Raw genomic sequence first — 14,945 nt, 5'->3', positions numbered from 1 at the left:
GTTTATAGCGCCCCGGATAGTCGTAATGCTGATAGCTTTCACGCTGGTGTGCCAGCTCGCCGCTCATCTTCTTGTGCGACAGGCCGTAAGCTGGTGTCTTGAAGCTGTAGTCTTTCAGCTCGACTTCGGCGGTGCTCACCCGCTCCGCGTAGTGGAAGCGTCGCACATATTCGCCCTCGCTCAGCCCCTGCGTCGCCAGATTGAAGAACAGCGACGACCCTTTAGTCAGCGCTCCCGCATCGTCGGCAAACACCACCCGGTGCTTACCTTCTTCGTACTCGTGGAAGAAGTACAATCCCTCTTCCGCTGCCAGACGGGTGATAAAGGCCAGGTCGCTTTCCCGATACTGCACGCAGTATTCCCGCACCGCGTGCTCATGGCGCAGCGCAAAGGCATAGTCGGTGATACCGGCTTCTTCCAGCAATGTACCGATAATCGTTTCCGGCTTCTGCGCCTGAAAAATGCGGGCGTTGGTGCGTAGCCCCAGTCGCCACAGCGCCGGACGCACTTCCGCCTGATAGCGCGTGCGCCGGAATCCGGTATCGCCCTGCGTGAATCCACTGATAATCCCGCTGACCCGGCGTTTTAACTCACCCTCATACCAAATCAGCAGCTCGCACGGCTGATCCAGCACCGCGCCGAAATCCACATCCGGCAACGCGCTCGCCAGACTCAGTGACAGGCTGAAAGGCCGGTTCAGCCCCTCGTCCAGCCTGAAATCCACCACCGCAAAGGTGCCTGCCTCCAGCGCGCCAATCTTTACGGTGAACTGTAATCCTGTACTGTTTGCCACTGAGCTTCTCCTTATTATCCTTGTGCTGTTCCATGGCTACCGCACGCAGCAGACTCTTCCAGAGCGCCACCGCGACCCTGATTAAAATGAAAACCTGAACTGTGGTCTAAGCCCGCTCACACCACAGCTCATGTTGGCTAAACGCCACGCTGGAGGAAACGCAAAAAATTCAGGTTAAGCAGAGAGTCGGTGTGTTCACCACACGGTAAAAAGCAAGCAGAACGCGGGTTTTAGACGGTTGGCAGAATAATGAAAACGTTCCCTGTCACATCTTTGACGTGAGTCCTGTTGATAAATAATAGCGAGGGAAGGATAGCAGGTGAAGTAAAAACCAATAGTACGAAGAAAGGACTGAAAACAGACTAATCAATTGATTAGTATTGAAATAATTTCATTTTTAAGTAAAGGCGACGAGAAAGAGGGATGCTCTCTCTCCCACGTAGGTATCGGTAAGAGATGCTGTGCTTTTCAGGTTAAACGCTAAGCTGGCAGGAGCCTAAATCCCCAATACGCTGGGGATTTATTAAGAGACGGATTGGGGGATTATTTTAGCTTCAGGGTGTGGATAATGCCTTCTGCTTCGCTCTGTGCCTGTTGTTGATTGTTGGCTGGCAGCGTGATTTGCAAGGTTAGCAGTTGGTTTTCCACTTTCCCCAACACCACGGAGGAATAAGCCTGCTGTCCGCTGCTGGTGATAATACTGTCCAGCTGTTGCAGCTTTTTGCCGTCAACATCGATGGTTTTGTTGGTGACAACCTGAAGATTGGCGTCACGCGTGCGTTGCTGATCTTCCAGACGCTGCGCCAGCACGGTCAGCTCTTCCGTAGTGTTGTCGCCCAGAATCACGATGACCGCTTTCTGCCCGTTGTCATTGGCGTAAACGTGCATATTGTTCGCCTGTGTGCCCACTTTACCGCTTTGATCACGCATATCGGCCGGCAGGGTAAATGCCACCTTGCCATCCATTAATTCGACGTTCTGGCTCGCGTTGGCTTCTGCGGCAGGTTTATCTTGTGCACCTGCTTTTGCAGCGTCATCCGTTTTGCCATCACAGGCGGCAAGCAAGCCGACAAGCACGCCGACACCGAGGTATTTGATTACATTCGACATAGGATCCCTTTCTCTCGTTTTTTAACAGGTAATCTTTTTAGACAGGTAATAACAGTATGGCACCCTATTCAGATAGCAAAAACAAGCATTTTGTTGTTGCAAACCGTTGTTTGAGGCTGCGTTATTTTTACAAAATGATGAGTGGCTTAAAGGAAAAAGGCGGCATGAATCGCCGCCCGATAAACATTAATTGTGACTGCTGGCGGATTGATAGTCGTGAGTGCCTTTCTGCTCGCTTAGGCGTTTGAGCACCATGTTCAGCATCACGCCGTACATCGGCAGGAAAAATGCCAGGCTAATCAGCAGTTTGAAGGCATAATCCACCATCGCAATTTCGACCCAGTTTGCAGCCATGAAAACATCGGTGCTGCGGTAAAACGCGATGAAGAAAAAGGCCAGCGTGTCGCTGAAATTACCAAATACGGTTGAAACGGCTGGAGCGACCCACCACGCGCGCTTCTGACGCAGTCGATTGAAGACGTGAACATCCAGAATCTGGCCGAGAACATACGCCATGAAGCTGGCGCAGGCGATACGTGCCACGACGATATTTACTTGGCTTAATGCCTCGAACGACTGCCACGATCCCTGATAAAACAGTGATGAAACCAGATAGGAAATCACCAGCGCTGGCACCATCACGGTCAGAATAATACGACGCGCCAGCGGCGCACCGAAAACCCGAACCGTCAGGTCAGTTGCCAGGAAAATAAACGGAAAGGTAAACGCCCCCCAGGTGGTATGAAAACCGAAAATCAATACCGGGAGCTGCACCAGATAATTACTCGATGTAATGATCAGGACATGGAACAACGATAGCCAGATCAGCGCCGTAAGCCGCTGCTGGGGAGTGAAACAATACATAATGTGACCTTTTTGGTTATTGGGGTTAGGGAACCCAAGGAATAACGTGCAGATTTATGCTGCAACGCGGCGGGATAATACGCAATTACCTCGCTAATGCAATGTGTTTTGCTGATAAAAGAGGGGGGTTTTATGCGCAAACGTTGTCGTTGCTTGCGTCGGGAAATCCTCCGCGTAAACTAAGGCAGTTTTTTGATTCCAGCACTGAGAACGTTGATGACCGATCCCTTTACCAACCCGGATAAAACCCTTGATGCTCAGGGGCTGCGTTGCCCTGAGCCTGTAATGATGGTGCGTAAGACGGTACGCCAGATGGAAACCGGGCAAACGCTGCTGATTATTGCCGACGATCCGGCCACCACCCGCGATATTCCCGGTTTTTGCGTGTATATGGAGCATGAGCTTCTGGCGCAGGAGACCGAACAGGTTCCCTATCGGTATCTGCTGCGCAAGGGTCACTGATCCTCGTCATACTTCAAGCCGCAGGTGCGTTGGCAATACTCGGCTCATCTCTGAGCCTCGCCCCGTTGTCGCTCCGTGTTTCTCGATCCTTCAACCAACAGCCAGCAACGGTAATGTTAGTCCTGTTTTCTCAGCAGCCGCAGCGCGTTGGCGGTGACCAGTGCCGTTGCGCCGGAATCGGCCAGCACCGCCAGCCATAGCCCGGTAATACCGAGAATACTGGTGACCAGAAATACCGCTTTCAGCCCTAGCGCGATGGCAATGTTCTGACGGATATTACGCTGCGTGGCACGCGACAGGCTGATCATGGCCGCCAGCCCGGTCAGGCGGCTATGTGTTAATGCCGCATCGGCGGTTTCCAGCGCCACATCCGTACCGCTTCCCATTGCGATGCCGATTGTTGCGGCTTTCATTGCCGGTGCATCGTTGATGCCGTCGCCCACCATCGCCACGGGGTGCTGCTTACTCAGTTCGCTGACCGCTGTAACCTTGTCGGCAGGGAGCAGGCTGGCTCGGTAATCGATCCCTAATGTCGCTGCAATCGCCGCTGCTGCGCGGGGATTATCCCCCGTGAGCATGACGCCACGTATCCCCAACTGTTGTAAGGCATCCAGCGCTTCACGCGCATCGTGGCGTAGCGTATCGCTCAGCGCCAACAAGCCGAGCAGTCTGTCGTCTTCTTGCACCACCACGACGGTTTTCCCTTCGTTTTCCAGCGCATCAATTTGTTGCAGCCAGGCGGCGTCAAGCAAACCGGACGCGACGCGAGTCGGTGCGCTAACCTGAATTCGCTTGCCGCCTATCATGCCTTCAACGCCGACACCTGCCAGCGCTTTGCGGTTTTCCGCCATCGGGAGGAATGTGCTGCTGGATAACGCATGTTGGACGATGGCCTTGGCGAGCGGATGGTGCGAACCCGACTCTACTGCGGCGGTGCGCGTCAGCAGCGCCGTTTCGCTAATACCTGCGGCGGGTAGCACGTCCGTTACCCGTGGCTTGCCTTCCGTCAGCGTGCCCGTCTTATCAAACGCAATAGTCTTGATATTGCCAAGCGATTCCAGCGCAGCACCGCCTTTAATCAGTGCCCCACGGCGCGTTGCCGCCGCCAGCCCAGACGTAATCGCCGCAGGCGTTGAGATCACCAGTGCACACGGACAACCGATTAACAGCAGCGTCAGGCCGCGATAAATCCACTCTTGCCACGGCTGTGCCAGCAGTAATGGGGGAACCAGAATCACCAACAGTGACAGCAGCATGATGGCTGGCGTGTAGTAGCGGCTGAACTTATCGAGGAAACGTTCTATCGGTGCGCGGCGCTCTTCTGCTTCTTCTATCAGTTGCAGAATGCGATCGATGGCGCTGTTGCCCGGCTGTGAAACCACACGCAACTGCACGACCCGATCGACACATAGGCTGCCAGCGGCAATTTTTTCACCGGGTGTGCGCTCAACGGGAACCGATTCGCCGGTCAGGGCACTTTCATCAAAGCTGGCATCGCTGTTCAATAGCTCGGCATCGGCAGGGAGTCGTCCACCGGGAGCGACTTCAATGACATCGCCGGGAACCAGACTTGCAACGGGAACGAGGCGTCGCTGCCCGTTGCCGATAACCGTTGCGTCTTCAGGAAGCAGCGCCATCAGTGCCGTTACACCACGTCGTGCGCGGTTTGCCGCGTAAGATTCGAGGTGTTCGCCCAGCATAAACAGCAGCAAAATGACCGTGGCTTCGGTGGTGGCGCCAATCAAGAGCGCCCCGATGGAAGCTACGCTCATCAGTGTTTCAATCGCGAAGGGTGTACCTGTGCGAATGAGTTGCACCGTTTTTTTCAGTATCGGAATCAGCCCGACAATCGTGGTTGCGATAAACGCGATCTGCCCGCCACGCTCGCTTAACAGGGAAAGTCCCCAGCTTGCAGCAGCCAGCAGAGTGAAAAGTATTAAGAAACCATATTCATGCACGAAACGACGTACGGTAGAGGTATCGGATGGTGCGATGGGGAGCGCGGTGTCCTGCAAGGTGAATCCCGCTTGCTGAACGGCATGTTGAATCTGAGGGCGACTATCGGTGTAGGCGTCAACCACCAGTTTTTCGGTGGCGAACAACACTTTGGCTTGTTCAATTCCGGTGAGGTTTTTTACTGCATTTTCGATTTTACGTGCGCAGCTGGGACAATCCATCCCGCTGATTTTCCAACTGAAACGCTGGTGGGATCGGGGCCTGTCGCTGTCTCCGCTGTCGGGGTCGTCTGAATCCGCGCTACCGCCGCTGTCTGACGAATGTTGCTCTGTGCCACATGCGGTCTGAACCGCGGCATCGGATGTGTGCCTGGTTGAACAGCAACTGTGGTCTGCATGGTTCGAATGCTGCGAGTGCTCGTTGCAGCAGCTTTTCGCGCTGTGTACGGTACGGCGTGGCGCGTGATGAGTACAGCATGCTGATTTCTCAGCGCTGTGGCGGTGCTGATGAGAGTGCATCTCTTCCTCCTATATTAGTGATTGCTATTCTCATCAGAAACTTTACACCGCCGCTCAATGCTTAGCCAGCCTTTCGTAAGCGCCGTGAACGTCAGAAATAAAGGGAACGGACGATCAGGAAATGGCCGCCAAAATAGCCCGCTGCCACAATCGCCTGATGGGCGCGGAACGGGAAACGATAATGGTGAATCAGCCAGGCTGCATGGGCGATAAACAGCAGTACGGTGCCCGTCAGCAAGGAGAAGTTCGCGTTTGTTCCCAGCGCAAAATACCGTTCACCGGCAATCCAGACCATCAGCGTCGTCATGATGATAAACGCGCAGGCGGGCAAGCGCTGTGCTTCCAATCGTCCCCAGATAATGGCGATCAGGATCGCGGCCAAAATGACGAGCGTTAATGCCAGCGGCCAGAAGAACGTGAGCGCGATTTGTCCGGTAAAAAAGCTAATGGTATACAGCAGATGGGAGAGGAAATAGGCACCAAACGCATAAAGCAAGCGCTGGGTTGGGAGCAACAGTAGCGTGTCTGCAACCAGCGTGGCCAGTAACCCCAGCACAATCAGATAGCCTGGCACGCCAAGCAGCGGCATCTGCCAGGCTAATGCTAGCAGCAGTAGCATTGTGACGGGTTTGAATAACCAACGTTGCCACGTTGGACCACGATAGCTGGCGTCTACATACAACCAGCCAGAAAAAAGCACAGCAATAAATGACCAAAGCATAGCGTGTCCTTTTTGTGTTTTTGTTTGCGTCAGAATAAAAATAAACCGTTCTTTATTCAGTGTAGGGGATTGTGAGGAAGTTAAACAACACGGTGCGAGACGGATGCGTGTTTCGTGAGCTTCATGTTATGTTATCGCCCGTTTTTACGGCGTAAAGTCTCTGAAGGGAGCATTGTGTTGAATGAGTAATGAATCCGCGCTTTATCGTATTCAATTTATAAACAACGGTAAGAATTACCAGCTTTACGTGCGTGAGTTGGTTCAGAGCAGCCTGTTCGGTTTTATTGAAATTGCCGACTTTGTGTTTGATAGCCAGTCGACGGTGTTGGTTGACCCGTCAACCGAGAAACTGAAAACGGAATTCTCCGGGGTTAGCCGCAGTTTTATCCCTCTACAGGCGATTATTCGTATTGATGCCGTGACGGAAAAAGGCAGTGCCCGTATTTCTGATTTAGGCGATAACGTTACCGCGTTCCCTTATCTTCCCGGCAAGAAGCCCTGATGGGTGATTTTCCCTGGCTGCTGGCGTTGGCTGTTGGTGCGATTCTGGTGCTGGCAGTGCGACAATACCGACGCCAACGTCATCGGGAAGCGCAGAATGATGCGGCTCCGCTGCGTATTGTGGTCGCAGAGGTGAAACACAAACGCGAATTTCCCCGTACTCGTCGGCGTGCGCGTGAGCATCAGGTGATGGTCGTGGAGGATATGCTGTATGAGGCCACGTTCAGGCCGATTGCTGGCGGCGGGGATGTCACATTGCGCCTCGAAAGCGCAGATTATCACCTGCTTGATACCGGTATGCAGGGATCGTTGCAGCTAAAGGGCACGCGCTTTATTCGCTTTGTGCCCCAGCAGAGGTAGCGGTTACGGCTTCGGTGGCTTGGGCTGTTTTTTCTGCCACGCCAGCAGTTCAAACACGCCAAAAAGGAAAATACGCGCCTGAAGCGCGCGGTTCAGCGCGGGGCTGCCCTTTGGCTGACTGGATTTTAACAGCAGCAGTTGAAAACCATGCATCAGGATCATAAACACCATCGCCACGGTCATGAAGATATTCAACGGCTTGGGAAACGGCTGAATCAGGTTAAGCAACAGAAATCCCCACACGCCCAGCATCAATAATCTGCCAAGGTTAATCAAAATCATCTCTTACCCTTACGTTTCTGCGACGATCACTGACGGATGTACAAACGGTAGGCAACCTGACCCGCAATTTTTTCACGGTGAAGTTGCCAATTATCTGGGATAGTCAACTGTGCATTCTCCACCTCTGTTTCCACGTAAATCCACGCGTCTGGTGCCAGCCAGCCTTGTTGTTCCAGCAGAGCGAGCGTGTTGTTTAGCAGCTCTTTGCGAAACGGTGGATCGAGAAACACGACGTCAAACGGTGTGCCCGGCTTCGCCAGCCAGTTCAGGGCATCAGTATTGACCACCTCGGCGTTTTCCGCCCGAAGCAGTGCCAAATTCTGCGTTAATTGCTGGGCGACTGCACGCTCCATCTCCAATAATGTGGCGTGAGCAGCATAACGGGATAAGGCTTCGAGACCGAGCGCGCCGCTGCCAGCAAAGCAGTCCAGACAGCGTGCCTGTTGAATGACGGGAGCCAGCCAGTTAAATAGCGTTTCCCGCACGCGATCGGTGGTGGGACGTAAACCGGGGCTATCAGGAACCGGAAGTTTTCTGCCGCGCCATTGACCACCGATGATTCGGATTTGTCCGGCGGCTGACGATGCATTTTTTTTAGCCATAGCTCACAGGGTTATTGTTGTACCGCATCATCTTGTGTGGATGCGGGCAGGAAATTTCTGGCGCTATTCTAGCGGCGGTTACGTGTAGAGGGAATGTTAAGATGGACGTTAAGGCGCTTAAGCCAAAATTTTGTGCTATCTACGGGCTTTCGATAACGCGCAGCGTCTGACACACTTCGTTACGGACATTGCCTTTCGTTACGAAGATTGTCGGCCGCGCCGAGAATTGTCCGTCATTGGCCCCGTTGGCTGCGTGTTGCTGTCGGCAGGAAAGTGTTAAACTTGTTGTTTAAATATGATTTTCATTGATTGATTCGCTGCGGTGAGCAGCGTGGAGCGCGATCGCACATGTCAAAAGAAAAGAAGCGCGGTTTTTTTTCCTGGCTGGGATTAGGGAAACAGGAAGACAAACAACAAGAGCAGCCGCAAGAGAAGCCTATTGTTGAAGAACAGCCGCCAGCGGCAGAGCCGGATGCTGCGGCATCAACTCACCAGACCGCTGAGTCTACGCGGGAGCTTGTAGAGCAACCGCTGCCGGAAGAAGCTATCGCTGAAGAAGAGAGCGTCTCTGAAGAAAAGAGAAAGGCTGAAGCGGAGGAACTGACCCCACCAGTCGTCGAGCGTGAGGCTACCGCTGCGGCTGACGAGCCAACCGTTGTTGTTCCAGAAACTAACGTTGCCGCCCCCATTATTTCCGAAACAGACGATCGTGAACCGATCGATTATGACGCTCCCGATCGGGATATCGCCGCTCCGATCGTGCAGACTGAGATCGCGGCGCAGGTTGACGATGAGCGGGATACCGCGCAGCAAGAAGATCAGGAAAGTGAACCGCTAGATGATGTTCCCGTCGTTGTGCAAGAGCAAGAACGTCCGACGAAAGAAGGTTTCTTCGCTCGCCTGAAGCGCAGTCTGGTAAAAACGCGCCAGAATCTCGGTTCCGGATTTATCGGATTGTTTCGCGGTAAGAAAATCGACGACGATCTGTTTGATGAACTGGAAGAACAACTGCTGATTGCGGATGTTGGGGTCGAAACGACTCGTAAGATCATCACCAGTCTGACTGAGCATGCCAGTCGTCGCCAACTGAAAGATGCTGATACGCTTTTTGTTAAGCTGAAAGAAGAAATGGCGGAGATTCTTGCTAAGGTGGACGCCCCGCTGAATATTGAAGGCAAAACACCGTATGTCATTCTGATGGTTGGCGTTAATGGCGTGGGGAAAACCACCACCATCGGCAAAATGGCACGTCAGTTCCAGGCGCAGGGCAAATCCGTGATGCTGGCGGCGGGGGATACCTTCCGCGCGGCGGCGGTCGAGCAGCTTCAGGTCTGGGGACAGCGCAATAACGTGGCGGTGGTGGCACAGCATACGGGTGCGGATTCGGCATCGGTGATTTTCGATGCGATTCAGGCAGCGAAAGCGCGCGGCGTTGATGTCCTGATCGCGGACACCGCTGGGCGTTTGCAGAACAAAGCGCACCTAATGGAAGAGCTGAAAAAGATTGTGCGCGTGATGAAGAAGCTGGACGAAGACGCGCCGCATGAAGTGATGCTGACGCTGGATGCGAGTACCGGGCAGAACGCGGTGAGCCAGGCCAAGCTGTTTAATGAAGCGGTTGGTCTGACGGGGATTACCTTGACTAAGCTGGATGGGACCGCGAAAGGCGGGGTGATTTTCGCCATTGCCGACCAGTTTGCTATTCCTATCCGCTATATTGGGGTAGGTGAAGGTATTGAAGATTTACGGCCATTCAAGGCCGACGATTTTATTGAGGCACTTTTTGCCCGAGAGGATTAAAACGGATGATTCGTTTTGAACAGGTCAGTAAAGCTTACCTCGGTGGGCGTCAGGCATTGCAAGGGGTGGATTTCCATCTGCGCCCCGCGGAAATGGCGTTCCTGACCGGCCATTCCGGCGCGGGGAAAAGTACCCTACTGAAACTGATTTGTGGCATTGAACGTCCCAGCGCGGGTCAGATTTTATTTGGCGGCCACAATATTAGCCGCCTGAAAAAACGCGAAGTCCCGTTCCTGCGACGTCAAATCGGCATGATCTTTCAGGATCACCACCTGCTGATGGAGCGTACGGTCTATGACAACGTCGCGATGCCGCTGATTATCGCGGGTGCCAGCAGTGAGGATATTCGTCGTCGGGTATCGGCCGCACTGGACAAAGTTGGCCTGCTGGATAAAGCGAAAAACTATCCTATCCAGCTGTCTGGCGGTGAACAACAGCGTGTCGGTATTGCACGTGCGGTGGTGAATAAACCCGCGGTGTTGCTGGCGGACGAACCGACCGGCAATCTGGACGAGGCGCTGTCAGAAGGCATTTTGCGCCTGTTTGAAGAGTTCAATCGCGTCGGCGTCACTGTCCTGATGGCGACGCACGATACCGGGCTGATCGCCCGCCGTAATTACCGTGTGCTGACGTTGTCGGATGGCCGCATGGTGGGGGGAAACCACGATGGCGAATAACGTCCGTAATACGAAAAAGCCTGTCGCAAAAGCGAAAGCACTGCGCGGTGGCTGGCAGGAGCAGTGGCATTATGCCTGGACGAATACGCTGGCTGATATGCTGCGCCAGCCGCTGGCGACGTTCCTGACCGTGATGGTCATTGCTATTTCGCTGGCGTTGCCCAGCATCTGCTATCTGGTATGGAAAAATGTGAGTCAGGCTGCCACACAGTGGTATCCATCGCCTCAACTGACGGTGTATCTGGATAAATCGCTGGATGACAACGCGGCGCAGGCGGTTATCACGCAGCTTCAATCTGAAGATGGCGTTGATAAAGTCAATTATCTGTCGCGCAATGAAGCGATGGGCGAGTTCCGCAACTGGTCCGGTTTTGGCGGCGCGCTGGATATGCTGGAAGAAAATCCGTTACCCGCGGTAGCGATCATTACGCCAAAAATGAGCTTTCAGGATTCCAACACGCTGACAACGTTGCGTGACCGCGTGGCGTCGACGCAGGGTGTGGATGAAGTGCGGATGGACGACAGCTGGTTTGCTCGTCTGGTGGCGTTGACCAATCTGGTCGGGCAGATTTCCGCGATGATTGGCGTCCTGATGGTCATTGCTGTCTTTCTGGTGATCGGCAACAGCGTGCGTCTGAGTATTTTCAGCCGCCGTGAAACGATCAACGTGATGAAGCTGATTGGCGCGACGGACGGCTTTATTCTGCGTCCGTTCCTGAATGGCGGAGCGGTAATGGGCGTGGGCGGTGCGGTGCTATCACTGATTCTCTCGCAGGCGCTGGTCTGGAAGCTAGATGCGGTGGTGGCGCAGGTTGCTGCGGTTTTCGGTACGACGTTTGCTGTCAAAGGGTTGAGCTGGGATGAGTCCCTGCTGCTGCTGTTAATCGCTGGCATGATTGGCTGGCTGGCCGCTTGGCTGGCAACCGTGCAACATTTACGCCGTTTTACACCACAGTAAGCGTTTTCTGGTATAATTATCCCCTGTGATTCAGACCGTATTGCAGGGGAAATTTCCTCAGCGACATCTCTTATTTGCACTTCCCGCTGCGTTTTCCCCTTAGTTTCGAGTACGTTGACGTCTTGTTTTTCTCCTGCTTGATCTCTGGCATGAGGTGAATAAAATAGTAGGAACTTGCGAGCGAAATCACAGTCTGAATAGATAGATTATGAAGGTTTCAATACATACGCTTTAAGGTGCCGCATTTTGCCATTTTTGTGCAAAACGAGGCGGTGAAGCAGTGCTAAGATAGCCGACTGTAATATGACGAGTAGAGCAACTGAGAGGGCTGAATGACCAAAGATATGCAAACTTTCACCTTAGTTCCCCAGGGCAGTCTGGAAGGGTATATTCGTGCCGCCAATGCCTATCCGATGCTGACGGCGGAGGAAGAGCGGGAGCTGGCTGAACGACTGCATTATCAGGGCGATCTGGAGGCTGCTAAGCACCTGATTCTGTCACACCTGCGTTTTGTTATTCACGTTGCCCGTAACTATTCCGGCTACGGCCTGCCGCAGGCGGACCTGATTCAGGAAGGGAACATCGGCCTGATGAAAGCGGTTCGTCGCTTCAATCCTGAAGTGGGCGTGCGTCTGGTTTCTTTCGCCGTGCATTGGATCAAAGCAGAAATTCATGAATACGTGCTGCGTAACTGGCGTATCGTGAAAGTGGCGACCACCAAAGCACAGCGTAAACTGTTCTTTAACCTGCGCAAGACGAAAACGCGTCTCGGCTGGTTTAATCAGGATGAAGTCGAACTGGTAGCGCGTGAACTTGGCGTGACCAGCAAAGACGTGCGCGAGATGGAATCCCGCATGGCGGCGCAGGACATGACGTTCGATCCGACGCCGGAAGAGGATTCGCACGACGGCAAAGCGATGTCGCCGATGCTTTACCTACAGGATAAATCGTCTGACTTTGCCGATGGCATTGAAGAAGATAACTGGGATACGCATGCGGCCGATAAGCTCACCTACGCGCTTGAAGGGCTGGATGAACGTAGCCAGCACATTATTCGCGCTCGCTGGCTGGATGATGACAACAAATCCACCTTGCAGGAACTGGCCGATCAATACGGTGTTTCCGCTGAGCGTGTGCGTCAGTTAGAAAAGAATGCGATGAAAAAACTGCGAGCGGCGATAGAAGCGTAATCGCTCCCATCATTTCTTTCTGTAGCGACCGGGTAATGCCCGGTCGTTTTGTTTTTGTCTGATGTCAGTCCGGCTTGTCCGGGTTGAGTTCGTCAAGAATCAGCGTCGTTTCTTGTCTGCGAATATAGCGCCAGCCGCCGGATACGGGTGAAAAGCCGCAGGACACCATAAACCGTGCCAGCACTTCCTCTTTAATGGCGGCATGGTTGGCGGTGGCCAGCCACCACTCGTTCACTTCAGGAAGCTGACGGCGCGCTTCATCAACCAAAAGTTGTCCTACGCCCCGCCGACGTGTCACTTCACGTACCATCATATCGCTCAGCTCTGCATAGTCCCCCGCAATTTCAACCAGCACTCCTCCGAGTAACCGATCGTTAAACCGCGCGGCGAAAAGTCGTCGAGTCGGTTTAAGTCCCGCTTCTAATAAATCAATGTTTTGATGCGGCCAGATTTTCGCCAGATCAATTTTGTCCTGGGGGCTGAATTGGGTGAGGCATTCAATGGTGAGTTTCATTTTTATCGGCACTCCATCATGTGAGTGAAGAATAATGTAGTTGTTTTGTAGTGAATCAGTTGTGTAATTTGGGCGTTATGGTTAATAGGGCAAATGTTTTTCTCATTCTTTGTTTTTCGAGTAATCCATCAACAATTAATGCATAAAGTAGAATATCTGACTATATATAAATTGAATGCTGGTTTTTGCATCTGGTGTTTTGTGCTGTTTGCTCCGCTTGTTTCTGACAGTGTGAGTTGATTTGCAGCATAAAATTCCTGTTTAATAATATGAAAAATAAAGCCTTCTTAAAAAACATTACTAATAATAACCTAAGCCTTTCTTACTTATAAGAAAATAGCAGGTTATGGCAGAAAGCGGCCAGGTTTTCGGCAATATCCATAATGACAGATGGGGTAAAAAGAATGAAATTCAGTAAAGGTAAAGTATTGCTGATGGGTTGTATGGCTGCGGCGTTTAGCCACGCAGTCAGCGCTGCTGATATTAAGGTTGCGGTTGTTGGCGCAATGTCTGGTCCAGTGGCGCAATATGGCGACATGGAGTTCATTGGCGCGCGTCAGGCTATTGCTGATATCAATGCCAAAGGCGGCGTAAACGGCAATAAACTGGTTGGTGTGGAATATGATGACGCGTGCGACCCTAAGCAGGCGGTTGCCGTAGCGAACAAAGTCATCAATGACGGTATCCGTTATGTGATTGGCCATTTGTGTTCCTCCTCCACGCAGCCTGCGTCTGATATTTATGAAGAAGAAGGCGTGATCATGATTACGCCTGCGGCAACCAACGCCGACTTGACCACGCGCGGCTACAAAATGGTGCTGCGCACCACGGGGCTGGACTCCGATCAGGGGCCAACCTCAGCAAAATACATTGTCGAAACCATCAAACCGCAGCGTATCGCCGTGGTTCATGATAAACAGCAATATGGTGAAGGTCTGGCCCGCTCTGTTCAGGATAGCCTGAAAAAAGCCGGTGCGAATGTTGTGCTGTTTGAAGGTGTGACGGCGGGTGATAAAGATTTCTCTACGCTGGTTGCGCGTCTGAAGAAAGAGAACGTCGATTTTGTTTATTTCGGCGGCTACTACCCAGAAATGGGACAGATTCTGCGTCAGGCACGTCAGGCGGGTATGACAACCAAGTTTATGGGCCCAGAAGGCGTGGGTAACTCTTCGCTGTCTAACATCGCAGGCGATGCATCTGAAGGTATGCTGGTGACGCTGCCGAAGCGTTACGATCAGGTTCCTGCTAACCAACCGATTGTGGATGCGCTGAAAGCCAAGAAACTGGACCCAACCGGTCCGTTCGTCTGGACGACTTATGCCGCGCTGCAATCACTGACCACCGCGATGACACGTACCGGTAGCGATGAGCCGGAAAAACTGGTTGCGGATCTGAAGGCGAAATCTGTGGATACCGTAATGGGACCATTAAGCTGGGATGCAAAAGGCGACCTGAAAGGGTTTGAATTTGGCGTATTTGAGTGGCACAAAGACGGTACTTCCAGCGCAGTGAAATAATCATCATGCGGGGGAGGCGAGAACGGGGGAATGCGCCGTTGTCTGTCTCTTCGGCGTGGAGAGCATTCTCCGCCTTCTGAGTCTGTACCACTACTAATCCCTCAATACCGAAGCCCCCGT

The 14,945-nt window shown here is 52.9% G+C and carries 16 protein-coding genes; 8 read left to right on the top strand and 8 right to left on the bottom strand.

Annotation, left to right across the window (positions count from 1 at the left end; translation table 11 throughout):
• The 3 genes from tssI to KP22_RS19760 form a co-directional block, all read right to left on the bottom strand.
• The coding region (gene tssI / locus KP22_RS19770; protein WP_039325943.1) for a type VI secretion system tip protein TssI/VgrG at nt 1-793 on the bottom strand (793 nt) is incomplete at its 3' end.
• Nucleotides 794-1,336: 543 nt separating this feature from the next.
• Nucleotides 1,337-1,903: a DcrB family lipoprotein gene (locus KP22_RS19765; RefSeq protein ID WP_039308586.1), complete on the bottom strand. Its 567-nt coding sequence runs from the start codon at nt 1,901-1,903 to the stop codon at nt 1,337-1,339.
• A 186-nt stretch (nt 1,904-2,089) separates the two neighbouring features.
• Nucleotides 2,090-2,767, bottom strand: coding sequence for a 7-cyano-7-deazaguanine/7-aminomethyl-7-deazaguanine transporter (locus KP22_RS19760; protein WP_039308583.1), 678 nt, complete (start codon nt 2,765-2,767; stop codon nt 2,090-2,092).
• 216 nt (nt 2,768-2,983) lie between these two features.
• Between KP22_RS19760 and tusA the strand changes: the two genes are divergently transcribed.
• Complete coding sequence (gene tusA, locus KP22_RS19755) at nt 2,984-3,229, top strand: sulfurtransferase TusA (protein ID WP_039308580.1); 246 nt, start codon at nt 2,984-2,986, stop codon at nt 3,227-3,229.
• A 116-nt stretch (nt 3,230-3,345) separates the two neighbouring features.
• On the opposite strand, the gene KP22_RS19750 is transcribed toward tusA, so the two are convergent.
• Nucleotides 3,346-5,703 (bottom strand): zinc/cadmium/mercury/lead-transporting ATPase, encoded by a 2,358-nt coding sequence (locus KP22_RS19750; protein WP_039325940.1) that lies wholly within the window; start codon nt 5,701-5,703, stop codon nt 3,346-3,348.
• A gap of 91 nt (nt 5,704-5,794) precedes the next feature.
• Complete coding sequence (locus KP22_RS19745; protein ID WP_039308573.1) at nt 5,795-6,424, bottom strand: lysoplasmalogenase; 630 nt, start codon at nt 6,422-6,424, stop codon at nt 5,795-5,797.
• A gap of 181 nt (nt 6,425-6,605) precedes the next feature.
• Between KP22_RS19745 and KP22_RS19740 the strand changes: the two genes are divergently transcribed.
• Nucleotides 6,606-6,926, top strand: a complete 321-nt coding sequence (locus KP22_RS19740) for a DUF1820 family protein (RefSeq protein ID WP_010681394.1) — start codon at nt 6,606-6,608, stop codon at nt 6,924-6,926.
• Nucleotides 6,926-7,285, top strand: coding sequence for a DUF2500 domain-containing protein (locus tag KP22_RS19735; protein WP_039325938.1), 360 nt, complete (start codon nt 6,926-6,928; stop codon nt 7,283-7,285). The genes KP22_RS19740 and KP22_RS19735 overlap by 1 nt, the downstream gene beginning before the upstream one ends.
• 3 nt (nt 7,286-7,288) lie before the next feature.
• On the opposite strand, the gene KP22_RS19730 is transcribed toward KP22_RS19735, so the two are convergent.
• Nucleotides 7,289-7,564, bottom strand: a complete 276-nt coding sequence (locus tag KP22_RS19730) for a DUF1145 family protein (protein ID WP_167333810.1) — start codon at nt 7,562-7,564, stop codon at nt 7,289-7,291.
• Between the two features lie 29 nt (nt 7,565-7,593).
• Nucleotides 7,594-8,169, bottom strand: a complete 576-nt coding sequence (gene rsmD, locus KP22_RS19725) for a 16S rRNA (guanine(966)-N(2))-methyltransferase (protein ID WP_039325934.1) — start codon at nt 8,167-8,169, stop codon at nt 7,594-7,596.
• 348 nt (nt 8,170-8,517) lie between these two features.
• On the opposite strand from rsmD, the gene ftsY reads away from it, so the two are divergent.
• The 4 genes from ftsY to rpoH all read left to right on the top strand — a co-directional run bounded on the left by ftsY (nt 8,518) and on the right by rpoH (nt 12,794).
• A complete protein-coding gene (gene ftsY / locus KP22_RS19720) occupies nt 8,518-9,969 on the top strand; it encodes a signal recognition particle-docking protein FtsY (protein WP_039308564.1) in 1,452 nt (483 codons plus the stop codon).
• A 5-nt stretch (nt 9,970-9,974) separates the two neighbouring features.
• Nucleotides 9,975-10,646, top strand: coding sequence for a cell division ATP-binding protein FtsE (gene ftsE / locus KP22_RS19715; RefSeq protein ID WP_012772843.1), 672 nt, complete (start codon nt 9,975-9,977; stop codon nt 10,644-10,646).
• Nucleotides 10,636-11,604 (top strand): permease-like cell division protein FtsX, encoded by a 969-nt coding sequence (gene ftsX, locus KP22_RS19710; RefSeq protein WP_039325932.1) that lies wholly within the window; start codon nt 10,636-10,638, stop codon nt 11,602-11,604. The genes ftsE and ftsX overlap by 11 nt, the downstream gene beginning before the upstream one ends.
• Before the next feature lie 332 nt (nt 11,605-11,936).
• Entirely contained in the window at nt 11,937-12,794 is an 858-nt protein-coding gene (gene rpoH, locus KP22_RS19705) for an RNA polymerase sigma factor RpoH (protein ID WP_039308557.1), read from the top strand.
• Nucleotides 12,795-12,858: 64 nt separating this feature from the next.
• Here rpoH and panM read toward each other — a convergent pair whose 3' ends face one another.
• The gene (panM, locus tag KP22_RS19700; protein ID WP_039308555.1) at nt 12,859-13,308 is read right to left on the bottom strand and encodes an aspartate 1-decarboxylase autocleavage activator PanM; all 450 of its coding nucleotides are present in this window, start codon (nt 13,306-13,308) and stop codon (nt 12,859-12,861) included.
• 404 nt (nt 13,309-13,712) lie between these two features.
• On the opposite strand from panM, the gene KP22_RS19695 reads away from it, so the two are divergent.
• The gene (locus KP22_RS19695; RefSeq protein WP_039308552.1) at nt 13,713-14,825 is read left to right on the top strand and encodes a branched-chain amino acid ABC transporter substrate-binding protein; all 1,113 of its coding nucleotides are present in this window, start codon (nt 13,713-13,715) and stop codon (nt 14,823-14,825) included.
• Nucleotides 14,826-14,945 lie beyond the last annotated feature (120 nt).

It is taken from the genome of Pectobacterium betavasculorum (genome assembly GCF_000749845.1).
In the GTDB taxonomy this organism is placed as follows: domain Bacteria; phylum Pseudomonadota; class Gammaproteobacteria; order Enterobacterales; family Enterobacteriaceae; genus Pectobacterium; species Pectobacterium betavasculorum.
This window is presented reverse-complemented; position numbering and strand designations above follow the sequence as displayed.